Annotated in this window: 26 protein-coding genes and 1 pseudogene; 22 read left to right on the plus strand and 5 right to left on the minus strand. The window is 40.6% G+C overall.

The annotated features are described in order from the left end of the window. Positions 1-221 precede the first annotated feature (221 nt). The 22 genes and pseudogenes from R7P67_RS11040 to R7P67_RS11145 all read left to right on the plus strand — a co-directional run bounded on the left by R7P67_RS11040 (position 222) and on the right by R7P67_RS11145 (position 17,944). Positions 222-1,565, plus strand: coding sequence for a glutamine synthetase family protein (locus tag R7P67_RS11040; RefSeq protein ID WP_005377815.1), 1,344 nt, complete (start codon positions 222-224; stop codon positions 1,563-1,565). Between the two features lie 18 nt (positions 1,566-1,583). Next, a complete protein-coding gene (locus R7P67_RS11045; RefSeq protein WP_262652479.1) occupies positions 1,584-3,059 on the plus strand; it encodes a Na+/H+ antiporter NhaC family protein in 1,476 nt (491 codons plus the stop codon). A 249-nt stretch (positions 3,060-3,308) separates the two neighbouring features. Next, positions 3,309-3,992, plus strand: coding sequence for a DUF4336 domain-containing protein (locus R7P67_RS11050; protein ID WP_262652480.1), 684 nt, complete (start codon positions 3,309-3,311; stop codon positions 3,990-3,992). 418 nt (positions 3,993-4,410) lie between these two features. Continuing rightward, complete coding sequence (locus tag R7P67_RS11055; RefSeq protein ID WP_005385757.1) at positions 4,411-4,878, plus strand: Sbal_3080 family lipoprotein; 468 nt, start codon at positions 4,411-4,413, stop codon at positions 4,876-4,878. 64 nt (positions 4,879-4,942) lie between these two features. Beyond that, positions 4,943-5,275, plus strand: a complete 333-nt coding sequence (locus R7P67_RS11060) for a YnfA family protein (protein WP_005377819.1) — start codon at positions 4,943-4,945, stop codon at positions 5,273-5,275. Between the two features lie 141 nt (positions 5,276-5,416). Beyond that, positions 5,417-5,820, plus strand: a pseudogene (locus tag R7P67_RS11065) (DUF1801 domain-containing protein). A 153-nt stretch (positions 5,821-5,973) separates the two neighbouring features. Continuing rightward, on the plus strand, positions 5,974-6,354 hold the full coding sequence (locus R7P67_RS11070; RefSeq protein WP_031780990.1) for a hypothetical protein: 381 nt from the start codon (positions 5,974-5,976) through the stop codon (positions 6,352-6,354). A 150-nt stretch (positions 6,355-6,504) separates the two neighbouring features. Next, on the plus strand, positions 6,505-7,005 hold the full coding sequence (locus R7P67_RS11075; RefSeq protein ID WP_053306918.1) for a GNAT family N-acetyltransferase: 501 nt from the start codon (positions 6,505-6,507) through the stop codon (positions 7,003-7,005). A gap of 98 nt (positions 7,006-7,103) precedes the next feature. Further along, a complete protein-coding gene (locus R7P67_RS11080) occupies positions 7,104-7,355 on the plus strand; it encodes a TIGR03643 family protein (RefSeq protein WP_005377824.1) in 252 nt (83 codons plus the stop codon). A 403-nt stretch (positions 7,356-7,758) separates the two neighbouring features. Beyond that, positions 7,759-8,148, plus strand: coding sequence for a lysozyme inhibitor LprI family protein (locus tag R7P67_RS11085; protein WP_065274430.1), 390 nt, complete (start codon positions 7,759-7,761; stop codon positions 8,146-8,148). A gap of 163 nt (positions 8,149-8,311) precedes the next feature. Further along, positions 8,312-8,761 carry a nuclear transport factor 2 family protein gene (locus tag R7P67_RS11090; RefSeq protein WP_005377826.1) on the plus strand — a complete coding sequence of 150 codons (450 nt, stop codon included), beginning with the start codon at positions 8,312-8,314 and terminating at the stop codon, positions 8,759-8,761. A gap of 126 nt (positions 8,762-8,887) precedes the next feature. Further along, positions 8,888-9,526, plus strand: a complete 639-nt coding sequence (locus R7P67_RS11095) for a hypothetical protein (protein WP_262656360.1) — start codon at positions 8,888-8,890, stop codon at positions 9,524-9,526. Between the two features lie 205 nt (positions 9,527-9,731). Beyond that, positions 9,732-10,130, plus strand: a complete 399-nt coding sequence (locus tag R7P67_RS11100) for a VOC family protein (protein WP_017820909.1) — start codon at positions 9,732-9,734, stop codon at positions 10,128-10,130. 165 nt (positions 10,131-10,295) lie between these two features. Continuing rightward, on the plus strand, positions 10,296-10,934 hold the full coding sequence (locus R7P67_RS11105) for a DJ-1/PfpI family protein (RefSeq protein WP_054729556.1): 639 nt from the start codon (positions 10,296-10,298) through the stop codon (positions 10,932-10,934). Between the two features lie 129 nt (positions 10,935-11,063). Continuing rightward, a complete protein-coding gene (locus R7P67_RS11110; RefSeq protein ID WP_005377829.1) occupies positions 11,064-11,294 on the plus strand; it encodes a hypothetical protein in 231 nt (76 codons plus the stop codon). Between the two features lie 1,060 nt (positions 11,295-12,354). Further along, entirely contained in the window at positions 12,355-13,638 is a 1,284-nt protein-coding gene (gene drt2, locus R7P67_RS11115) for an antiviral reverse transcriptase Drt2 (protein WP_080524867.1), read from the plus strand. Positions 13,639-13,798: 160 nt separating this feature from the next. Beyond that, positions 13,799-14,980 carry a hypothetical protein gene (locus tag R7P67_RS11120; RefSeq protein WP_080524866.1) on the plus strand — a complete coding sequence of 394 codons (1,182 nt, stop codon included), beginning with the start codon at positions 13,799-13,801 and terminating at the stop codon, positions 14,978-14,980. A 136-nt stretch (positions 14,981-15,116) separates the two neighbouring features. Then, positions 15,117-15,350: a hypothetical protein gene (locus R7P67_RS11125; RefSeq protein ID WP_080524865.1), complete on the plus strand. Its 234-nt coding sequence runs from the start codon at positions 15,117-15,119 to the stop codon at positions 15,348-15,350. Positions 15,351-15,867: 517 nt separating this feature from the next. After that, positions 15,868-16,164: a YkgJ family cysteine cluster protein gene (locus tag R7P67_RS11130; protein WP_080524864.1), complete on the plus strand. Its 297-nt coding sequence runs from the start codon at positions 15,868-15,870 to the stop codon at positions 16,162-16,164. Positions 16,165-16,336: 172 nt separating this feature from the next. After that, positions 16,337-16,615: a hypothetical protein gene (locus tag R7P67_RS11135; protein WP_054702359.1), complete on the plus strand. Its 279-nt coding sequence runs from the start codon at positions 16,337-16,339 to the stop codon at positions 16,613-16,615. 26 nt (positions 16,616-16,641) lie between these two features. Next, entirely contained in the window at positions 16,642-17,052 is a 411-nt protein-coding gene (locus R7P67_RS11140; RefSeq protein WP_054729525.1) for a GNAT family N-acetyltransferase, read from the plus strand. 322 nt (positions 17,053-17,374) lie between these two features. Beyond that, a complete protein-coding gene (locus R7P67_RS11145) occupies positions 17,375-17,944 on the plus strand; it encodes a hypothetical protein (RefSeq protein ID WP_318085963.1) in 570 nt (189 codons plus the stop codon). A 28-nt stretch (positions 17,945-17,972) separates the two neighbouring features. Here the strand turns inward: R7P67_RS11145 and R7P67_RS11150 are convergent, their stop codons facing one another. The 5 genes from R7P67_RS11150 to R7P67_RS11170 are packed head-to-tail and all read right to left on the minus strand — an operon-like array spanning position 17,973 to position 22,058. After that, positions 17,973-19,046 carry a hypothetical protein gene (locus R7P67_RS11150; protein WP_080524862.1) on the minus strand — a complete coding sequence of 358 codons (1,074 nt, stop codon included), beginning with the start codon at positions 19,044-19,046 and terminating at the stop codon, positions 17,973-17,975. Between the two features lie 3 nt (positions 19,047-19,049). Further along, positions 19,050-19,412 (minus strand): hypothetical protein, encoded by a 363-nt coding sequence (locus R7P67_RS11155; protein WP_213869122.1) that lies wholly within the window; start codon positions 19,410-19,412, stop codon positions 19,050-19,052. Between the two features lie 38 nt (positions 19,413-19,450). Continuing rightward, positions 19,451-20,929, minus strand: coding sequence for an Ig domain-containing protein (locus tag R7P67_RS11160; RefSeq protein WP_213869121.1), 1,479 nt, complete (start codon positions 20,927-20,929; stop codon positions 19,451-19,453). 11 nt (positions 20,930-20,940) lie between these two features. After that, complete coding sequence (locus R7P67_RS11165; RefSeq protein WP_318085964.1) at positions 20,941-21,759, minus strand: hypothetical protein; 819 nt, start codon at positions 21,757-21,759, stop codon at positions 20,941-20,943. Beyond that, positions 21,756-22,058: a hypothetical protein gene (locus R7P67_RS11170; RefSeq protein WP_021486499.1), complete on the minus strand. Its 303-nt coding sequence runs from the start codon at positions 22,056-22,058 to the stop codon at positions 21,756-21,758. The genes R7P67_RS11165 and R7P67_RS11170 overlap by 4 nt, the downstream gene beginning before the upstream one ends. Positions 22,059-22,060: the final 2 nt, after the last annotated feature.

Raw genomic sequence — 22,060 nt, forward strand, 5'->3', positions numbered from 1 at the left:
TGAATATTTATGCTCATTATATTGAACAAAACAAAACCAACTGTTACAAAATAGTTAACAGAAAGACATAAAAACCAGCCGTTAAACATCAAAAGCACAGTGTAAGTGCATGTTTAAATTAAAAATAACCTGAAAAACAAACAACTCGTTCAGAGTGCTGTAATTTATTTGTTAATTTGGTTATTTCTAATTTCTACTCGTCAGGCTATTTGGAGAAGAAAATGGAATCGTATCTACAGGAAGTACAAAATTTTAAACAAAAATGGCCCGATATTGAATTTATCGATCTCATCTTTACCGATATAAATGCCACCCCAAGAGGAAAACGCATCCCGATAGATGCTCTAGAAAAACTGAATAAAGGTGTTGCCCTCCCCCTTTCGACCATCACCCTAGATACCAAAGGTAACGTCGTTGAAACGGCCGGGTTGGGAGAAGATCTCGGAGAACCAGATAATCTCTGCTATCCAATCAGCGGCACCTTAATGCCGACGGCAAAAGAACAAGTTGGTCAGCTACTGCTTAGTATGATGGATGAAACCGGGCAGCACCCTAACCCACTGTTCATCCGAAACATTCTCGCTTCTATATTGCAAACACTGCATGCTAAAGACCAATATCCTTGTGTCGCGCTCGAGCTGGAGTTCTATTTAATAGACAAAACCCGCGGCGAAAATGGCGAACCATTAACGGCAATTAACCCCACGAAAAAAACTCGAGAAAAAGATACCGAGGTTTACGACCTTGATGGACTAGATGACTACGCTGATTTCTTGGCCGACCTTAATCGAATTGCATTAGAACAAGGTTTAAACACTTCCGGAGCCCTATCTGAATCGGCACCAGGGCAGTTCGAAATCAACTTCAACCATTCTAAAGATGTACTTCGAGCATGTGATGAAATCATCATCGCAAAACGCTTGATTCGCCAGGTCGCTCATCAGCACGGATTTGACGCCACATTTATGGCGAAACCTTTTAGTGAGCAAGCGGGTAATGGCATGCACATTCATCTCAGCTTGGTTGATACAGATGGTAACAACCACTTTAGCCAATCAGACGGTCAAGCGAGCGCCTTCTTCTATCAAACCATGGCAGCGATGCTGTCACAAACATCCGATGCCATGGCCCTAATCTGCCCTAACGTTAACTCTTACCGTCGCTTTGTTCCTGGCGCTTACGTCCCAACCAAAGCCGATTGGGGAGAAAACCACCGCGGTGTTGCGTTGCGTGTGCCTATCAGCGATAGCAAAAATCGCCGTATAGAGCATCGTATAGCAGGCGCTGACGTTAACCCATACATTCTCGCTGCAGTAGTACTTTCCGCAGTATTAGCGAGTGAAAGCTACACCAAAGATCAATGTCCACCGACTCTCAGTGATGATGCAATTGAGTTACCTCTGCGTATGTCAGAAGCTCTAGAGCGACTGGAGCACAGTGAGCTGGCTCAATACATCTCAAGAGACTTTATCGATTTGTATCTAGCTTGCAAACAGAGTGAACTCGCAGAATTTGAGCGAGCGATTACTCCATTGGAAATCGACTGGATGTTGCACTCGGCATAAACAAAGGAAATGAACTTTATGACTACGCAGACCAAGGCGCTGGATGCGCCTCTTAAAATCAACTCTCAACACATTATTGTTTCTTTAATCTCGGTTGCGACGTTTATCTTTTTTACCACAATCGGTTTGAACCATGAGGAAGGCGAAGCCTACGGATGGATGAGTCTTTTACCAACGGCGTTGGTATTGGTCTTTGCGCTGACAACACACCGAACTGTGGAAGCTCTCTTTAGCGGCGCTATTGCCGGTGTTCTTCTGCTTAACCCAACTGAAGCGGTGGAACAGATTGTTGATATTTCCATGAGTGTAATGATGGATGAAACTATTGCCTGGATCATCCTCGTTTGTGGTTTGATGGGCGGCCTAATTGCTATTTTGGAGAAAGGCGGCAGTATCTTAAGCTTCTCCGACATGCTGGTCACGAAAGTAAAAAGCCGTAAGCAATCGATGCTGATGACCTTTGCTTTAGGTATTCTGATCTTTATCGACGATTATCTGAATGCGATTGCAATTTCTTCCTCAATGAAAAAAGTTACGGACGGCTACCAAATCTCGCGTGAAAAGCTCTCATATCTTGTGGATTCAACCGCCGCGCCTATCTGTATCCTCGTACCGATTTCCACTTGGGCAATTTTCTTCAGTTCGTTGCTAGAAGCAAACGGAGTAGCAGAAGCGGGAGATGGTATCAAAGCATACATTGAAGCTATTCCATACATGGCTTACGGCTGGGTAACGCTGGTGATTGTTTTGCTGGTTGCAATGGAAAAGATCCCAGATCTAGGTGCGATGAAAAAGGCAGAAAAGCGTGCGAAGAATGGTCAAGTTCGTCCAGACGGTGCAACAGATGTCGACTTTGGTCCCGATGTATCTGCACATACCAACCCAACCATGGGCCTTGTCAACTTCTTGTTACCAATGATCGTCCTTGTTGCCGCAAGTTGGTATTTTGGTATCGATCTACTTGCTGGTGTTTTCGTCGCGTTAATCTTTACTATTAGCTTTTACGGCGCACAAAAACTGATCTCGATGAACGACATGTTCGAAGCTGTTTATGATGGCATTAAAGTTATGCTACTGCCGCTTGCGACCGTTATTGGTGGTTTCATGTTGAAATCGGTCAACGACTCATTGGGCGTCACGCAGTATGTCATTGAGACCGTCAGCCCTTACCTGTCAGCGTCTTACTTCCCGGCGATTATCTTTATGATTACGGGCGCGTTGGTATTTGCAACGGCATCGTCTTGGGGAACGTTTGCAGTAGCGATGCCAATTGTTCTACCTTTGGGCGAACAGCTTGGTGTGCCTCTACACTTAACCGTTGCAGCGCTGCTTTCAGCATCAGCGGCAGGGAGCCACTCTTGTTTCTTTAGTGACTCAACCGTGTTATCTGCACAAGGTTCGGGCTGTACAGCAATGCAACACGCAACCACACAGTTTCCTTATGCGTTGATTGGTATTGTTGCAACCGCGATTTTCTTCTTCATCATCGGTTAGCCCCTTTATCTAATTGCAAAACCCTGCTCAAAAATAGCGGGGTTTTGTTCTATCAAGTCAAATGATCCTCTTAAAACTACTTTACGCCCGTTCAGTATAAAAATACTCAAAGATATACAGCTGCACTCAATAAGGGTTTGGTAAACCTAATATTTTTGGTTTACGCTTAGCGAAGCGTTTATTGTGCAACAAGGCAGCTTTTGAGTAACTTAAATGCCGCCTTAATACAGTGTTAACGGTTGGAGAGACATGAAAAAGTTAGCCCATGAGATATGGATATTTGACGGAGATCCCGTCCAATTCTTAGGACTCCCATACACCACTCGTATGACTATTGTTAGGCTTTCTGATGGTGGCCTTTGGGTTCATAGTCCAATTCAGTTATCAAATTCGATTAAAGAGCAAATCAACAATCTAGGCCAAGTGAAATACTTAATCGCTCCTAATCATTTACACCACTTGTTCTTATCTGAATGGGTATTTGCCTATCCTAGCGCAGAAATTTATGGCACAGATGAAGTCATTAAGAAGTGCCGTGATATACACTTTCACGCTTCACTTAACCAAGGCGGTAATGCTTGGAACTCTGAGATTGAACAAGAACTATTTTCTGGCTCTCCATTAATGGAAGAGTGTGTGTTTTATCATCGACTTTCAAAGACCTTAATTGTTACTGACCTCATCGAGAATTTTTCTGGCCAGGACTTTAACTACTGGCAGCGGTTTGTGGCTAAAGGGGCCGGTATTCTTGCTCCGAATGGAAAAATGCCTTTGGATTGGCGCCTAAGTTTTATGTTTAGCAAACAAGAGGCTCGAAAACACTTAAATAAATTGCTGTCTTGGAAACCTAATATATTGGTTATGGCTCACGGTGAAATCGTCCTTGATAATGCAGACGAGTTCTTACAGCGCTCTTTTAAGTGGCTAGTATGAGACAACATTGAAAACTCACACAACAGAATAGACAAGAAGCTATTTTAAAACATTAGGCCCTTTTAGCTTAGTCTTAGGGACGAATTTACAGCACTACACGTTATGTTTAACGATAAGCTCCCCTATTCCTCTTAATTGAGCATTATGCAGCAATTTAAAATTCCGTTAGAATTGCACTTCAACAACTTCAATGCGAAGAATTCTGGACATTGATACGGACATAAGTTCAAGAGTTAACATAACGCAATAGCAATCTCTTACTAATTATTTTGCATCGAGACATTGGCATACTCCCGAAACAAACCCTTCTACTCTAAAGGTTTTGTTAATAACAGTTGCCATGCTTGTTAGTTATTCTCGTTGAACTCAGTATCTTGAAGTTGTTTGAATATATAAATTTAAAAAAAAGAGACATAAGATGCACAAAAAACTCATCATTCTAAGCTTGCCTATTCTATTAGCTGCATGTGCGGCACCAAAGTATACGGTAGAAACAATCTCGAAAGAAAATCAGAGCAAGGAAATCACCATCGTAAAAGACAACGCCACGCGAGATGTTTTCTTAGATTCGATGCAAGACTGGTGTTTGGATACCGCCCATAAATGCACAGTCGTAAGCGACGGCACGCCTCCTGTTAGCTCTGAGCTAACACTTACTTACGTATCACGCTGGAGCTGGGATTTTAGAACATTTATCGCTGATGCTCAGATCAAAGCCTACAAAAACAACGAAAAAGTAGGACAAGTTGAATTTAAAGCACCAAACAGCGCGAATCCAGATAAATGGGGTAAAGACAACAAACGAATCATTTCGATGATGGATTTGTTATTCGGTAAACAAACCGTGAGTGAGGCTCAATCCAAGATTAAGCTGGGCGAAATGTAATGAGCCGAGCAATTGCCCATTTAACAAGCATCATATATTTGTAGATAAAGATAGGAATGTTTAAGTGACTGAAGTCAAAACCATTGGGCTTTTCTTTATAACCGCCATTGCAGAAATATTAGGCTGCTACTTACCTTATCTCTGGTTAAAGGAAGATAAGTCAGTTTGGCTTTTGGTACCGGCAGCGCTATGCCTTGCCATGTTTGCTTGGCTTCTATCTTTACATCCTACCGCTACTGGCAGAGTTTATGCTGCTTACGGTGGTGTCTATATTTTTGTCGCAATTCTATGGTTGTGGTGTATCGACGGCGTTCGACCAACGCTCTGGGACATAGTGGGGGTTTCTGTCGCTATGCTTGGCATGTCAATCATCATGTTTTCACCCAGAGCATCCTAAACGTAACCGAGGGAAACCCTTACGCTTAGTATTGTGGCTATGTGCTAGATTTATTGATTAATAACATTATGACGTAATTGCTACATAGCCAAAGTACGCTTGGGCTTCCTCCCAAAACAGCGCTATTTATAGGAGATACCAATGAACCATGCAGTGAAGGCAAGATTTGATGAGTATCCAAAACATGTGCGTATTCGGATAGAAGAGCTACGAAATACCGTCTTAACTATCGCTTCTGAATTAAAACTGGGGAAGTTGAAGAATCTCTAAAATGGGGAGAGCCAAGCTACAGTGTGAAAACAGGTAGCCCGGTAAGGATGGATTGGAAACAGAAAACGCCTAGTCGTTATTATCTGTTCTTTAATTGCCAAACTAAGCTCGTCGACACATTCCGCGAACTGTATAGTGACTCACTTGAGTTTCAGGGTAATCGAGCAATAATTCTATCTTTATCAGCTCCTTTGCCAGAAGCTTCAATCAAGAGCTGTTTAGAATTAGCATTAACCTATCAAAAGCGAAAGAACTTACCTCTTTTAGGTATGTAAGATCGCTTAATAAAACTATTTACGGCCGATTAACTATATTCAACTACTCTACCTTTGTATCCTTTTTAATGCTTACGCAGTAAAGTTTTAGATTAAGTGGTCGCGTTAATAGCGCCGTAACCAAACTAGTAATATCGAAATAAAGAAGAGTTTATGAAATCAAAAATCTTGTTCTTACTTATGCTTGGAGCTCATTTCAATGCTTTTTCAGCGACGAACTATCAAGTAAATGTGGTAGTAACAGAGCCTCAATCAACATTCATTTTTCCGACTTTTGAAATATCCTCTAAAGGAAAAAGCAAAACCAGTTTTGTCGACGGCTGCACGTACTTAGGAACCCTTTCAGAACCGAGCAAAAATAGCATACAGCTTGAAGCTACCATGTCATGCAACCGAGATGGCGCTACGTCAAGGATGGAAATGCCGGTATTTGTACTCAACTCCGAGGGTCAAAGCGCGAGTTATGATCTTGTAGAAAACGGGGTCGTGATGTGGAAATATTCTGTAGAAGTTAAGCCGTCACTTAAAAAGTGATATATCAGAAATACTAAAGTAACAATCAGCACTATTAACCGCCGTTTAAGTGTAATAGGTATATTCTTTACGACTTAATGACGTTACTTGTTGCCGCAAGTCTCCAACTCATGTACAAAACAGCCCTAATTTTAATAGGAGATAAGTGGCATGAATTTAATTGTACGTCAGGTAACTTTAGGTGATGCTGAAGGCATTACAAACGTCCTCAACCCCATCATTATTGAAGGTTTATACACTGTATTAGATACGCCTTTCACACCTGAAGAAGAAAAAGAGTTCATTACTCATTTCCCAGAACGGGGCGTGTTTACAGTCGCTTTATCCGAAAATAGCTCACAAGTCATAGGTTTCCAAAATATCGAGCCATTTGCACAATATACAAAAGCTTTTGACCATGTTGGCATAATTGGTACGTTTGTTAGTGACGGTGCTCGTGGCCAAGGTGTGTCTAAACAGCTTTTCAAATCGACATTCGAAGTAGCCAAACAAAAGGGTTACGAAAAACTATTTGCGTACGTTCGCGGCGATAATGAGCGAGCGTTATCAGCCTATCTCAAACAAGGCTTCGAAATCGTAGGGACCGCGAAGAAGCATGCAAAAGTTCGTGGGAAATACGTAGACGAAGTCCTCATTGAGAAGTTTTTGTAGGTGTTAAGTCGCTAAACACTAAGCACGCATATAAGAACATTTGAACCAAGACTCAATTTCCGTCGTAGAAATCTCTTTTCTAAAATAGGTTATTTGAAATGAAACTGACCTCGGAAACTGAGTCAAGAATAATAGAAATGGCATGGGAAGACCGCACCCCATTTGAGGCTATCGAATTTCAATTTGGTTTGAATGAATCCGACGTGATTCAGTTTATGCGTAGCCGGCTCAAATCAAGTAGCTTTAAATTGTGGCGTAAAAGGGTTTCGGGGCGCAATACAAAACACAACAAGCTACGAAACTCAGACATCATTAGAGGTTATTGCCCAACTCAATATAAGCCGCGATAGCGAACTGCACTGGCATAAATTTTTATTACGAATCGCAACATTTATCGCCCTACCTTTGAACCAACTTCATGATTGGAGGGGAATAGTCACCACTTAATTCAACCTAGGTGTTTCAGGGCGATAATAAATTCAATGGGAGTCATCTTAACGTCCTCAGTCGCCATCAAACTAATGATTCCACAGAAAAGATTGATACAAAACGCCCACTAAAAGTAACTCAGATTAAGGCGTCATTTAATCCGTGTATCAATCTCTTTTACCTTCTGTTTAGGCACTAGAATCACTAACCTTCTATTTTATCTTTGAAGGCACAGATAAAAAGCTGCATGATTAAAAAGGAAAAATAGCGGATAACGGTTTAACAAGCACTCGGAGCTTGGAGGCAATTTTGAACAAATTACTTATGATGTTTGCGTTGGTTTCTTTACCTTGCTTGGCTTCTGATGATGTTGAAGATCCCTGCAAAGTAAAAGGCGGGGGCGTTATGGCTGGTTATCAGTGTGTAGAAAAGAAGATGGAATCTGCAGATAAAGAGCTTAACGAAAGTTACAAGGAAGCAATCGCTAGAATAGGTGAGGAAGAAAAAGCACTAAGGAAAACATGGTCTCAGACCGAACTGGTAGAGCCATTTCGAAAGGCCCAAAGAGCTTGGCTAAAATACAGAGACGCCGAATGTGAATTTACGGGCCTGTCTTCCACACCCTCACCCTGGCAAGGTGTCCAGATTGAAGAGTGTAAGTTAAGAATGACGTTAGAACGCGTCGAGTACTTCAATGGAGTATACGTAGGCTAAACGGATTACATCTAACAAAGCACTTCAATAAGATTCGCAACTCTTGGCAATTTCAGTTTAAATGTACTCAGTGTTTAAGATGCAAACGTTCAGGTTGAGTGGTCGCTCCGCTTACTACTTAACCCTGCGTTGTGCGTAAAGCTAATATGGGTGTGAAATAATTATGGAAAAAGACGATTTAGTTGGGCTAGTAGTTAAGTATTTCGAGAAAATAGATGCCGGTGATCCTAGCTATCTGGATCTATTCTCAGAGGATGTTGATTTTTTCTTTCCTAAATTTGGGCAAGCGAAAGGAAAGAGTGCCTTAGTGGAGTTTGGCAATAGGATTGGTAGCTCGTTGATTAGTATCTGGCACGACATAGACGGCTTTCAAATAACGACTGCTGGAAACAAGGTCATTGTTGAAGGACAGGAAGGCGGCGTAATGAGTGATGGTACCTCTTGGCCGGACAACAAAGTTTCCACAGGGCGTTTTTGTAGTGTATTTGAGTTTGAAGGAAAAATGATAAGTCGTATGTTTGTGTACGTAGACCCTGACTTCCCGAGTCGAGATTTTGAGAGAATTTCCGTGCTGTCAGGCGAGAGCAACGTGCGACAAACTGTTCAAGCCTGAATACTACCGCTACCGCATAGCATCTTTGTTATGCGGTAGTATTCGTAGTTAAGGTGTGTTAAGGGCTTTGATATCGCTTTACTCACACCTTATCAGTGCGTTAGCTATATTCCCTTACTGATAGAAATGCTACTTTCTTCAATCGTCCTGTATTATGATAATGAAAAAGATTGCACTAATTTTAAAATTAAAATGAACCAAAAATTTTTTCTAAAACTACTCCCTGTCCCTTTTCTTCTAACCGGTTGCCAGTCTACGCAAAGCCAGCTTCAGCCTATACCTGAAAACGTATTATCAAACCTATCGACTCAATGGGCAGTGGTAGAGGCCTGTTTTCACTCCGATGCTTATAGCTTAGAGCAATCCGTAAACTATCGAGAGGCCATTAACTATTCTTTTTCTACTTGGCTAGTCGATCAGTCCGATATCGATCAGTCTGTAAATGAAGCTCGTGTAGCGTTATCAGAATATCAGTCTCAGAATGATGGTTTAGGAACAACATGTAAGGATTGGCACCTACCCTTAGAATCTGGGTTGCGAGAAGTTAACAATCACAAGAATCAAGTGGCGATAAACCAGCAGCGAGCACATGAAATACATAAAGCAAACGCTTCTAAACCTGTGACGTATTCAACACCAGCATCTATTTCGACTAGTAATGTTGTTCACTGTTACAAATTGGAAGACGTTAGCTTGAATAAGAACATTCAAACCTTTAATGGAATGATATGCCCTATAGGCTGGCTTAAATATGATGGCTATTAATGTATTTGATTAATACAGCACTTAAGAATGAACTCTAAGTTTAATTTTTAGTTCAAGATTGGGGTTCTTGTTTACAATGTTATGTTTCCAGTTGGATTACCGTATTCGAATAGATTGACGAAGTTAATCAATATATGTGTATTGATGCTTACTTTTTATCGAGTTATCTTTGTTCGATAGCCATTAAAACGAGTAAGGAAACAAAGTGACTGTGTTAACAAAAGGCATACACCACGTAGGTTTAACCGTATCTAACCTAGAAGCAAGCGCGAAGTTTTTCACTGAACAATTAGGTTGGAGTGAAGTAAAAAGAAATCCAGACTACCCGGCAATATTTGTGAGTGATGGGCATATCATGCTTACACTATGGGCGGCTAAGGCTGATGCCGCCACTCCATTTGACAGAAAAACGAATATTGGTTTGCATCACTTAGCTTTACTCGTAGAGACTGAGAAGCAACTCGATGAGTTGCGTGATCAATTTATGGCGTCGGGAATCGAAATTGAGTTTGGTCCCGAGCTTGTTAAAACAGGACCCGCAAAACATTTAATGTGTTACGACCCAAGTGGTATTAGGGTTGAGTTTTTCTGGGCAGGCTCATAAAACAAACATAACAAAGTTTTATAATAGGGATTTGGTACACATGGCATTGTTAGTTTGCACCGCCTTTGGTATTTAAGGTGCTTAGCAGAAGCTTGTGTATCGAATGCCCCTCCCCTCCTACTACACATTTTGCGACTTACGAGTAAGTCCAAAAGGATAAATGTTATGTATAAAATCGGCGTTGTTTTATTTGATGATTTCACGGATGTCGATTTCTTTCTTATGTATGACTTGCTGGGGCGCACAACCGACAGTTGGACAGTAAGTATACTTGGAACTAAATCTGAACATCATTCCCACCTCGGTATGAAAGTTAAAACAGACGGACACCTTTCTGAGGTGACGAATCAAGATGTCGTTCTTATTACAAGCGGCAAACGGGGTATTCCAGCCGCTTTAAAAGATGCTGAATTTATGTCAGCGTTGAATCTTGATCCAAATAGGCAGCTAATAGGTTCGATTTGTGCGGGATCATTCATCCTCCATGAACTCGGTTTACTAAAAGGCAAGCGATTAACAACAAACCCAGATGCAAAGGATGTTCTACAAAGTATGGGAGGAGATGTTCAGGATCTGCCTCTCGTGATAGACGGTAATGTAGCGACGGCCGGTGGCTGCCTTTCACTGATGTATCTAATTGGTTGGTTAACAGAGCGGCTATTTGACTCAAACAAACGAAAAGCTATACAAAATCAATTGATACCTGCTGGGCAATTAGAGCTGTTTGAAGAGCTTATTGCCACAACTATTCAATCAGCAGAGTTAGCAAGCTCGGATAACAAGGCGTTAAATAATCATTCATAACATGTGGTGTTTTACATTACGTTAGTTTTAGTGTTTAGGGTAAGTCACACATCAGTCTTGTGCGACTTACCCTTGAACATAACGCCACTTGGGGAAATTAACTTACAGGGAGTAAATCAATTGGTAAAAATGTACGGTTCTGAAGAGACAAGAGCGTTTTGCTGTAATTGTAAAGAAGTAACGCTACATCGGTACGAAAGCTTCTCTAAAGCGCAGGAAAAGACCGAGAAAAAAGCTAAAGGTTTCTTCTCTGGTCTATTTGCAGCAATAATTGGCTCATTAATGGAAGGCGAAGCGACTGGTGACTACAAATGTACAATATGCGGCACTAATCTTCACACGCCAGATAATTTAGATTAATAGTCATTGTCTCTAATGCCACGGCTAGTGGCACGCAACATGATTTATAGACGGCTCTAGTGGGTTTGAAGCGTATACACCTTATGCATTGCATTTAGGGTTTTGAGGTTGTGTTGCGGATCAAGTAGTGCGCTTTTATCTCTAACAAGGGGCTAAAGCAGAGCAAAAACAAGGGACAAGAAAAGAAGTAGTTTTACTTGAGTATCAATGAATTACAGACACAAAAAAGCCCACCAAAAGGTGGGCTTTTTTAAAATTTGGTGGGTCCGGGCGAACTCGAATCGCCGACCCCTACCATGTCAAGATAGGATAGAAATTATCTTTTATCATTTTATTTTCATAAGGTTACGCATAATTCTCTACGTATTTTATCACTCAAAAAAGCGCGAACTTGCAAAATGTGCACACTTAAAAATCAACCACTTGCAGAAATGAAACTACTGTATTTTACCACCCCTGCAAGCCCAAGTTTTAAAACTCAATCGATATCAAAAGAACACTCATTAGGAGAGAGCAAATCTACGGTCAAAGTTGACTGTATGATTAACCCTTTCCCCACCTTTATGACGAAATGGCTCAAACTCAACACCGATGTATCAAGGTGCTTTTTACAATCTAATTCGCCACCGCAATCACTAACTTTCTAATTTATCTTTGAAGCCACGGGGAAAAAGCTGCAAGATTAAGAAATAAAAAACGGCTTGCAGCTGTTTAACAAGCGTTATGTTTCTACGTGGCGCATTGCATTCTGTTTCCTATTTAAGTATGCTATACATGCTTTTGATAGAGGCAAATAAGTCGCTGATCAAAAGGAGCTTAACAGGCTGTCAAGTCCAATCGGAATGCAACCAAAGCAAACTGAGCAGATAGACAGCAGGAACTGGAACAAGGTCTTCATAGATACTTCCACGGTTATAGTTATAGTATAATCCATTTCTAACATTACGCGGCTAGAGTCCATGGATTCAACGGTTGTTTAAACAACTTGGTTAAGCCGAGGTAAGGCGTTCCGAATTGCCGCAGTTCTAAGTCTGCCTCGGTTTTGCTAGCAGAGATTCATATGTCAGCAAAGTCTCCCACATGGTACCGAAGTCGAGGGTACCTTCATTTCGACCTACCAATTAGTAGTGTAAAAGCGAAGCGATTAGTTACTAACCCAGAATTGGTTGCTAAACATGCATTCTTTCCACTTATTAACTATTCAGTTGAGTCTAAAAAAATAAGTAAAGATAAAGCTTCTAGTCGTATTGACGTCACTTACAAAGAAAGACCAATAGCATATTCATCTCATGTGGACAGTCATATTTATGCATATTATGCAGAACTCTTAAGTGTTAAATATGAAAGCAAGCTCAAAGAGCTTGAGCTATCTGAATGCGTATTAGCTTTTCGGGGGCTAGGAAAGAGTAACATTGATTTTGCTCATGAAGCCTTTGAGCAAATAAAAAATATGGGAGAGTGCAGTGCTGTCGCACTGGACTTCTCCAAGTTTTTTGACACATTAGACCATGAGTTGTTAAAGAAGAGTTGGGCTGCGATCCTTGATACTAACAAGTTACCTAATGACCACTTTAACGTATTTAAGTCGATAACTAAATTTTCAAAGGTTAATAAAGTAGACCTATATAACGAATTCTCTATTTCAAATAATAACCCTAAAAAGGGTAGAAATAGAGTTTGTTCAAGTAAAGAGTTCAGAGATGTCGTTAGAGCCAAAAAACTAATAAAAACAAATCAAGATAGCTTTGGCATACCTCAAGGGTCTCCTATTAGTGCATTACTTTCTAATATTTATATGCTTGAATTTGATGCGGAAATGAATCGTTATGTAAAAATGTACGGTGGTAAGTATTATCGTTACTGTGACGATATGCTCTTTATTGTGCCTACTGGACAAAAAAAGAAAGTTGCAGGTTATGCTCAGAAGAAAGTTAAGGGATTAAAAGTATCCATTAATCCGAAGAAAACAGAACTTCGTACTTTCACAAAGCAGGGCAACATCTTGGTTGCCGATCAAATGCTTCAGTATTTAGGTTTTATGTTTGATGGAGAAAACGCTTATATACGATCCTCGTCCTTAGCTCGCTATTCGGAAAAGATGAAGAGAGGAATTAGACTAGCCAAGAAAACAATGGTTAAGTACAACGCAATTAGGCAAAGCAAGGGATTGGACGAGCAACCCTTATATAAACGTAAACTGTATAGTCGATATACTCACTTAGGTGGTCGAAACTTTATAACATATGGGCTTAGAGCTGCTGATACTATGGGTAGCAAAACTATAAAACGCCAGTTAAAGCCTCTTTGGCGTAGGTTTAATGAGGAGCTGAAAAAAGAAACATAACAAAGCATTTAAGAGTGATTCCCAACGCTTGGCATTTTTTATTCCATCATTGGGTTTTGTGTTTACGGTGGTATGGTTAAGTTATGTGGTAGCGTTGCTCACACCTTAATGCGGCGTTATATTTTTTCGTGTGATTCGTTGCTTATAAATAGGAAGTAGCATGGCTAGAAGTGAAACAATCATTAGTGTTTTTGTTGCATCTCCAGGAGATGTGAGTGATGAACGCTCTGCTTTAGAGTCAATTATCTCAGAATTAAACCGAACTTGGAGTCGAAGTTTAAATTTGCGATTAGAACTAGTGAAGTGGGAAACTGATATACATCCTGGGTTTGGCAAATACCCTCAAGATGTCATCAATCAGCAGTTGAATGATGAATATGACATTTTTATCGCGTTGTTTTGGAGTAAGGTCGGTTCTCCGACAGATGTTGCTGAATCTGGCACTATCGAAGAATTTGAGCGGGCTTACCAAAAGTATAAAATCGATCCAAGCTCGTTAGACATTATGGTCTATTTCAAAGACCAAGCTATTCCTCCATCTAAAATGGACTTCGTTCAACTACAAAAGCTTCAATCGCTCAAAGAGCAAATGGGTGAAAAAGGCGGTTTGTATTGGACCTTTGATAGCACAGAAGATTTTGAGAATCTCCTAAGGGGGCATTTAAGCCGAATTGCACAATCATGGTCTAAGAAGTTATCAGTCAAAGAGCCACCTGAGCTAATTGACGGTCACCAAACGGTTGAAAGCCTTAACGATGACAGTGAAGACTATGGACTGTTTGATTACATAGATATCTATGAAGATCGAATGGCTGATATGACTTCAGCATTAGAATTAATGTCCGATGCAACGAATAAGATCGGAGTGCAATTTAATCGTCGTACAGCTGAAGTATCGAGATTAACTTCAGCAAATGCAGATGGTTCTTATGACCAAAGAGAAGCTCGAAAAATTATAAAGCTAACAAGTGATGACCTCACTCGATACTCTGAGATTCTTAATTCTCAAGTTGCTATTGCTACATCATCAAGAACAGAAGCATTTGACGCACTTAGTAAAGGTATATCAATTTCAATTGAGGTCTCAGGGAATGAAGAGGGACTTGACGAACTTAAGCAAAACTTGCGAGAAATGCTTGAATCTGCGGGCACAGCCAAAGATGGACTTTCAGGCTTTAGAGAAAGCGTAGCTAGTTTGCCGAAGTTAACTATTCAAATTAACAAAGCTAAACGCAATGTTATGGCTTCTTTGGATAGCGTTTTGGATGAGATAAGAAAAACTATACAGTCTGCTAGCGATGTGCTGGATACGATTCAAAACATCGAGAAAGAAAAAATATAACAAACTGTTCAAGAGTGATTCGCAACGCGTGGCATTTTTACTATGCGTTAGTTTAGTTGGTTAAGGTGGTATGCAGGAGCTTCTGTATAGCGTTGCTCACACCTTAGTTGGGCGTTAGCATTAATGGGGAAAAAGAATGTCTCACAAAAGAGAAGTTTGTTACTGTTCGGATTGCTGTACAGATACTCATCACGTAGTTGTCTTGGTCAGAAAACCCAGTGCTTTTAAAGGTGCCAAAAATCAGAAATTTAAGGAATTTTTAGCAGGCGCTATTAAAGGTTGGGCTCTTGGTGCATTTGTTGCCTCTATGGATGAGTTTGAGCGTCACCTAGTTTGTGTAAAGTGCGGCAAAAAGACAGTAGAAAGTTAGCTACCTAATAACGTAGAAAATTTATAGTGTGACTTGAGGTTAATGATTCTCAACGCTTACCGTTTTTCATTCGATCGTTGGGTTGAATGTTCACGGTAGTATGGTTGAAGTTCGTTGTGCGATAGTTCACGTATTAACTCAGCGGTATACGCCAATCCCAAAAGTGAATAAAAAATGGATAAACCAAAACAAGTTCAGTGGTTAAAAATCCGAAAGAAAGGCTTCTTGATACATTGTCTCACTCATGGCCTAGCATTTAGCTTTCCAGTTATTTTTGTGAGCTCATTTGTCCGAAACGGTTTTTATCTCAACTTATCGCCTATTGTATCATATCGAGTTTACTTAATGACTGTCTTCGGGGCGGTGTTTATGGCAGGTATGGACTGGTGTTTTAAACGTAGACAGTATCAAGAGCGCAAAGAAAAGGCTTCGCCTCATAAATGAGCGATTTCGAAAATAAACATAGTTCATGTTAAATTTACGGTATCATGCACAATTCACCAAATTGTAGTTATTCATGATTATACCAACTAGCACTTCCTCTTCCCTTCTCTCAAATGTATCTTGCTCCAACTGTAAGGCTTGTTGTTGCCGCCTCGAGGTTATGATTATCTCAGATACTGGCGTACCTGAAAAATTCATTGTGCGTGACCAATATGGCGGTGAAACAATGATGCGATTAGGTGATGGCTGGTGCGCAGCTTTAGATAGAGAAACCCTGATGTGCACAATTTATGCGCATCGACCATGGATATGCCGCGAGTTTGAAATGGGCTCTAACGAGTGCCTAGATGAACGTCTTAAGTCGACTTAAAGTAGACCGCCGCATGCATTGTTAACTATAACAATACGCTTAAGAATAACACGAGACATTTTACTATGAGTAATGTTAAGTTTTAGGGTAGCGTAACCTTCGGTACTGTGATACTCACACCTGAACAAATCACTGGGGGAAACTGACATTTCGATATGATTAAGGAACACTTATGAAATATAGATTAGGTTTACGAAAAATCACTGAGGGTGATATGAACAGAGATTGTCTGTTGCTGCCAGAACCAGAAGATTACGAAATGTATGTCACTGCTATGACTGAGGACATCAATCAACTTGAAATTGTAGAGTATGCTTTGATGGATAATAGCAGTATTGTCATAAAACTCGTTGTCGGCTTTAATATCGAGCATCTAAAACAAGCAACTACCTCAATACAACAGAAATATTGGGATGTGCTACGAACGACAAGGTTTGAAAATATCGCCTAACAAAGAATTCGAAGTACTTTTAAAATATGAACATACAAAAAATCACCGCACCTGAAGTTTTACCGATAAGGCATCAAGTGTTATGGCCCGACAAGCCTCTTTCATTCTGTGAAGTTGGGAGTGACGATTCCGCTATTCATTATGGTGCGTTTGTGGACGAAAAGCTGGTTTGTGTGGCCTCTGTTTACATTGATAAACACGAAGCAAGGCTCAGAAAGTTTGCAACTTTACCTAAATACCAAAAACAAGGAATTGGGTCAAAAGTCATTGCACGCATAATTAATGATCTAAAGCTTAAAAACGTCAGTTACCTTTGGTGCGACGCACGAACCTCAGCAGCTTCTTTCTATAAAAAACTGGGCCTAAACATTGAAGGTAAGGAGTTTCAGAAGTCTGGTACTTCATACTTCAAAATGTCTATCTCTCTAAATAATTAACCATGTAGCAGACTCATGTTAATCAATACAGCTACTACATGGTTCTGCTTAAATGTTACTGAGCTCGTATTGCTCCCTCAAGAGCCGAAAAGTATCTTCACGCCTGCATCCTGAGTTGAACAGTAAGAAACTTTTACGGCCACACCTCTCCTTCTTCTAGCAAATTTATTTCCCCCCCCCACTTTGCTTATGCGCTTAAAAATGTGACTGAGAAGCTCAAAAAGATAACTACTGACAGTGCTATAACTCTACATCTCGGTAATGACTTATTACGTTACTCGAACACAAAGTAAACCTTTAATCTATTGATAGCGGAAAAGTTATGAAAAGACTCTTATTCACTTTACTTATACCATTTTTTGCAAGTGCTGGCGTCAGTCAGAATGACAAATCTGTCGACGAATCAAATTTTGTTGTGTCATTGAGATATGCAGATACTACGATGATGGGAAAGAATAACGACCTGTTTGGTTTTATTTTCGCTACTGGGTTAAAAGAGGACGGTTTTGGATACGCGCTTTCTTTTGATAGTCAATCATTTGATATCAACGGAAGAAATACTGACATTGGAGTGGAGAATACTAAATACGACTATAAGAATGTAATGTTTGGTACCACGTATGGAGTGACTGATAACTTTTACTTGATCCCAAAGTTTGGCCTTACGTTCAACCGATATAAAAGCAAATACAAAGGCGTGACTCACATTCCTAATACTGGCATGGCCTACCCTGCAATGAAATACAAATCAGAACACGACTACAGTATGTCTTACGGTCTTGATATGATGTTTTTCAGTAAAAGAGTAGCCTATGGGTTTGGAATTACAGATTCTGATTATTTTGGCAATAGAGAAACGAAAGCAAATATAAGTATTGGGTACGCATTTTAAAAAAGGCCGCATTTAGCGGCCTTTTTTATCAACTCATTATTACCTTAACTGCCATTTCAGCATCAACCCCACCCCAAAGCTTGTCAAAGAGCTTTGTTGCTTCCGGATCGTCAGTTGTATGTCTCGAGAATTTGTATTGATAATTAGCAAATACGAATGTCGGTTCGCCAACGAAATCAAGATCCGCTGTAACTCCATCTAAAGTTATTGATACATGGGTATAAACATCTAAATCAGCAAGTAAAACGAAATTAATATAATCTTCTTTGAATGTTTGCGTTGAACTTGCATCAGCAGCATCAAGCCGAGCTAATGAACATGTGTCTCCATCTTGACCATCAACCGCATTCATTTTAAATGTTAAAGAACCGAAGTCGGAATTGTCATATCCTCTATGGGTTATGTCCCCTGCTAAAGTTCCCACTTCAATGTATTCTTCTGGGGTTAGGATAGATACCCCTTCATTAACTGTTAATGTTGCATTTGATGAAACATCAGTGCCTTTTGAGTTCGTTGCCTCAGCTCTAATTGTATGAATCCCGACACTAGGTAAAACAAAGGTAAAGCTAGTTGAGTTACTGCTTGCTTGAGCAGTATCATCCAAAAACCAAACTATCGTGCCAGTTTCCCCACCCCAATCGACAACAATTGATGCTGTGTAGTTTTCAAATTGAGTAATGGTTCCACTAACAGGATCGGTAGTAATAGTCGGAGCGACAATAGACGATTCAACAACAATCGTAACCGTGCTTGTATCCGTATATCCACCAAAGCCATATACACGACAAAAGAACGTATGGTTGCCAGTTGATGACGGAGTAAATACATAACTTGAGCCTGTAGCGCCGGAAATCGGATCGCTTCCGTTATACCATTGATAGGAAAGGGTTGAGCCTAATCCATCAGCTACTACAGATAGGGTGTACGTTTGAATATCTGTAATCGTTCCACCCACAGGTTGAGTGGTTATAAGAGGCTTTTTGGCGAAAACTGTTCCATCACCTAATGCCATTGATGTAAATTCTGTCACCGTATCTCTTTGAACGAAAAAGCGAAGAATTTCTTTTGTTGAGCCGTCTGGTAATTTTACAAAAAAAGCCATTTTCTACCCCACTATTAGAGTGAAATCACTACCGCTGATTGAATATCTAACTCCCCCCCAACCCGACCCACTGTCTTTCGCTGCACTTGCTGACGGGACTTTTTCTACTGGTATTACTGGCAATCGACCAGTGTTTAACGTACCAGAGGTAATAGATTCAGCATCTATATCTTTTTGTGCTTGAGCCACAATCTGACTCAAATAAACATTCAAACCACCGTCGGCATGTTCGACATAGAGCACTGGATTATCTGCAAGCTGAGTGTCTGAAATGTTAGTAAGGGCGCCAACTGTTGTCGTCCCTGCTGGTTCACTTCTCGTTGCTGAATTTATAAACTGTTCAAGCATAATGACTCGTTTTGTCATAGCTTCAAGTTCCGTTCTCAAATTCTCAATTTCACTCATTATTCACTCTCCAATGGTACGGCAATACCCTCATTATCTGGGGTGATTAACCATAAGTTTGATGGTGTTACCAGTTTTGTTTTTGTGTAGTCAAAATCGGTAATTTTGAAAGTTACGCCATTACTTAAAGTGGCGTTTTCAGATGATGTTGCCGTGAATGTCACTGCGTCAGATTGCGCTAAGGCCGAGTAATATCCGTTAGCATCTATTGACGCTTTCGTACTATCACTTGAGCTCCAATTCACAACCAATGGGTTATCTGTAGAACTGACGACAACCCCGTTGTTGTAAGTCACACTAGCTGTAGTTCTGCCAGTATCGCCAACTGCAAGCTCTGGAACTGACGTTGTAATAGAAACAGCGGTAGGAACAACCGCAGTAATGTTTTTTGTATTGGTTTGGAAAACGCTGTCGTCGTAACTTTCATCATTAGAAACCGCTAATGCAGTAACCGTAACGTCGCCACCAGCAATAGCCGTATAGTTACCGTTTGAGTCGATAGTTAATACTGACGCATCGCTAGATGACCACTGCACTACGCTAGGATTGTCCGAAGTGCTTACGGTATGGTCATCCACGTAAGTTACCGTGGCTGACAAATTTCCTGTATCACCTGTATAAACCGTATCTGGAAACGATGTTACTGATATGGAAGAAGGGACAATTGGCGAAATATCAAATGTAACTTTAGTGCTGATATTGTTCCCATACGCAGGATCGCTTGATGTAGCCAGCGCAGTTACCGTGACTGTTCCTGAGTCAATGGCTGTAAAATTACCCGAACTATCTATTGTGAGGATCGCTTCATTGCTTGACGACCAAGCAACAATGCTTGCGTCTTCCGCTGTGGTCGTAGAATTACCATCACTATAAGTAACGGTAGCTGACAATATGCCAGTATCACCTTTAAACACAGCGCTTGGCACACCAGATATTGAAGCCAATATTGGCAATATAGGTTCAATAAACGTGATTTCTAAGTAGGTACCAGATGGGTTAGCGAGAACTTCTAATATTTTGGTAAGTTGGGCCAACTTAAACTCTGATACCGGTTGCGGTACCAGCAATCCAAAATTAGAAGGCGTAACCAGCCATAGATTCGATGGAGTGATCAGTCTCGATTGGTACGACTCGACATTGTAGATATTGATAACTAAGTGTCTTGGCCTTGGTGATGAATACTGTATCCCTACTCCATTACCTACAACTTGCTCAATGACCAATGTATATGAGTCGTAAGTGCCAGCCGTTTGCATTGCCTGCAAAATGGCCATGTAGTTTTCGGCAAAGAAATCGCGGTTAAGCCCGGTAAGCACCGGAAATGTGTTGTTATCGTAAAGCAAGTAACCAAATGGTTTTGAACCAACCATTTCTGAGTTCATCTGAACTAACTCATCAATGGTCACTCGCTGCTTAGCTGTGAGGGTTATATTGTAGAAAAACTCGCACGCTTTATCGTTTCGAAATAACTGCGTCATTTACCCTCCAGTTAAGCATCGGTAATAATCACATTCTCTACTGACAAGTCCGGAATGAATTTTACGTTATAGGGTGTTTTATAAATGCTTTCCGACCAACTGGTTCCATCATCTAACGAATACTCGGCTTTGATGTTTGACGCATACAAAGCATCACGGTTAATTTCAAAATACTTTTCTGGTTCGATATCCATTCCGATCCAAAAAAACGCATCGAAGTTTGCAAGAAACTTACTCACAATGTCATCTTGGTTATCGACCACTGCATTTGTGTTTCTGGATTTAGTAAGAGTGAGTTTCCATAAAATCGGTTGCTCTTCTTTTGCGGTCCACCGGTAAGTCTCAACGCCCCCTTTAGTTAGAACAATGTCTTGCTCAATATCACCGACCATGTAGGTACTCGCAACCACAGCCGTTTTTTCCATATAGGATGCAATTTGGTAGTTGATGTCAGCCGATGGAATGTAATCAATGGCAACGTGCATTTTCCCTGAGTTCTCTTCCGTCATTTTCATAATGGAAGACTTATACCCAAAGTTGTCTTCGAGCCCGGCAATGAGTGCATTTGGGGTTGTTGTTGGATTGTTTATTTTTAAGTTTGAGTTTTGGATAAACTCGGATATTTTCACGAAAAGAGAGGCGATTATATTCTCGATGGTCATATCGATTTGCGCACTAGAGTAAAACACTTTGTATTCGTCACTAGCGACAAAGGTGTTAAACGCCAAGCCAGAGAATTTATCATCTGACTCTTTAAACGCCTCAAAGTACGCTTCAATTATCGTGTCAAAGTCATCAGGAGTTAGACCCGTAGATGAATCCCATATCATGTGTATGAACCTGTAACATATTGAGTTTCTGCGGTGCCAGCTAACGTGTAACTCATTTTCAACGTAAAGCCTTCTACCTCGACTTTACTGTTAAGAACCATAATCGAACGTTTCACTGATTCGTTAATAATCCATGTGTTAAAAGCTGCTGCGTTAAAGTTAACCTCTGGCATGTACCAGTAATCAAAATCAAAACCAATACTAGGCGCGTAGTACAAACTGCCTTGATTGGTTTGAAAGTTATTCTCGAAGCGAGCAACGTTTCTCCCTTTCCCTAAATACCCACTTAGCGATGCCATAA

The organism is Vibrio sp. Vb0937, assembly GCF_033338855.1.

What these genes read in the sequence shown, in the direction of transcription:
- R7P67_RS11040 (WP_005377815.1), top strand. Translation starts at nt 222, where the DNA reads ATGGAATCGTATCTACAGGAAGTACAAAATTTTAAACAAAAATGGCCC.
- R7P67_RS11045 (WP_262652479.1), top strand. Translation starts at nt 1,584, where the DNA reads ATGACTACGCAGACCAAGGCGCTGGATGCGCCTCTTAAAATCAACTCT.
- R7P67_RS11050 (WP_262652480.1), top strand. Translation starts at nt 3,309, where the DNA reads ATGAAAAAGTTAGCCCATGAGATATGGATATTTGACGGAGATCCCGTC.
- R7P67_RS11055 (WP_005385757.1), top strand. Translation starts at nt 4,411, where the DNA reads ATGCACAAAAAACTCATCATTCTAAGCTTGCCTATTCTATTAGCTGCA.
- R7P67_RS11070 (WP_031780990.1), top strand. Translation starts at nt 5,974, where the DNA reads ATGAAATCAAAAATCTTGTTCTTACTTATGCTTGGAGCTCATTTCAAT.
- R7P67_RS11075 (WP_053306918.1), top strand. Translation starts at nt 6,505, where the DNA reads ATGAATTTAATTGTACGTCAGGTAACTTTAGGTGATGCTGAAGGCATT.
- R7P67_RS11080 (WP_005377824.1), top strand. Translation starts at nt 7,104, where the DNA reads ATGAAACTGACCTCGGAAACTGAGTCAAGAATAATAGAAATGGCATGG.
- R7P67_RS11085 (WP_065274430.1), top strand. Translation starts at nt 7,759, where the DNA reads ATGATGTTTGCGTTGGTTTCTTTACCTTGCTTGGCTTCTGATGATGTT.
- R7P67_RS11090 (WP_005377826.1), top strand. Translation starts at nt 8,312, where the DNA reads ATGGAAAAAGACGATTTAGTTGGGCTAGTAGTTAAGTATTTCGAGAAA.
- R7P67_RS11095 (WP_262656360.1), top strand. Translation starts at nt 8,888, where the DNA reads ATGCTACTTTCTTCAATCGTCCTGTATTATGATAATGAAAAAGATTGC.
- R7P67_RS11105 (WP_054729556.1), top strand. Translation starts at nt 10,296, where the DNA reads ATGTATAAAATCGGCGTTGTTTTATTTGATGATTTCACGGATGTCGAT.
- R7P67_RS11110 (WP_005377829.1), top strand. Translation starts at nt 11,064, where the DNA reads ATGTACGGTTCTGAAGAGACAAGAGCGTTTTGCTGTAATTGTAAAGAA.
- drt2 (WP_080524867.1), top strand. Translation starts at nt 12,355, where the DNA reads ATGTCAGCAAAGTCTCCCACATGGTACCGAAGTCGAGGGTACCTTCAT.
- R7P67_RS11120 (WP_080524866.1), top strand. Translation starts at nt 13,799, where the DNA reads ATGGCTAGAAGTGAAACAATCATTAGTGTTTTTGTTGCATCTCCAGGA.
- R7P67_RS11125 (WP_080524865.1), top strand. Translation starts at nt 15,117, where the DNA reads ATGTCTCACAAAAGAGAAGTTTGTTACTGTTCGGATTGCTGTACAGAT.
- R7P67_RS11130 (WP_080524864.1), top strand. Translation starts at nt 15,868, where the DNA reads ATGATTATACCAACTAGCACTTCCTCTTCCCTTCTCTCAAATGTATCT.
- R7P67_RS11135 (WP_054702359.1), top strand. Translation starts at nt 16,337, where the DNA reads ATGAAATATAGATTAGGTTTACGAAAAATCACTGAGGGTGATATGAAC.
- R7P67_RS11140 (WP_054729525.1), top strand. Translation starts at nt 16,642, where the DNA reads ATGAACATACAAAAAATCACCGCACCTGAAGTTTTACCGATAAGGCAT.
- R7P67_RS11145 (WP_318085963.1), top strand. Translation starts at nt 17,375, where the DNA reads ATGAAAAGACTCTTATTCACTTTACTTATACCATTTTTTGCAAGTGCT.
- R7P67_RS11150 (WP_080524862.1), bottom strand. Translation starts at nt 19,046, where the DNA reads ATGGCTTTTTTTGTAAAATTACCAGACGGCTCAACAAAAGAAATTCTT.
- R7P67_RS11155 (WP_213869122.1), bottom strand. Translation starts at nt 19,412, where the DNA reads ATGACAAAACGAGTCATTATGCTTGAACAGTTTATAAATTCAGCAACG.
- R7P67_RS11160 (WP_213869121.1), bottom strand. Translation starts at nt 20,929, where the DNA reads ATGACGCAGTTATTTCGAAACGATAAAGCGTGCGAGTTTTTCTACAAT.
- R7P67_RS11165 (WP_318085964.1), bottom strand. Translation starts at nt 21,759, where the DNA reads ATGATATGGGATTCATCTACGGGTCTAACTCCTGATGACTTTGACACG.
- R7P67_RS11170 (WP_021486499.1), bottom strand. Translation starts at nt 22,058, where the DNA reads ATGGCATCGCTAAGTGGGTATTTAGGGAAAGGGAGAAACGTTGCTCGC.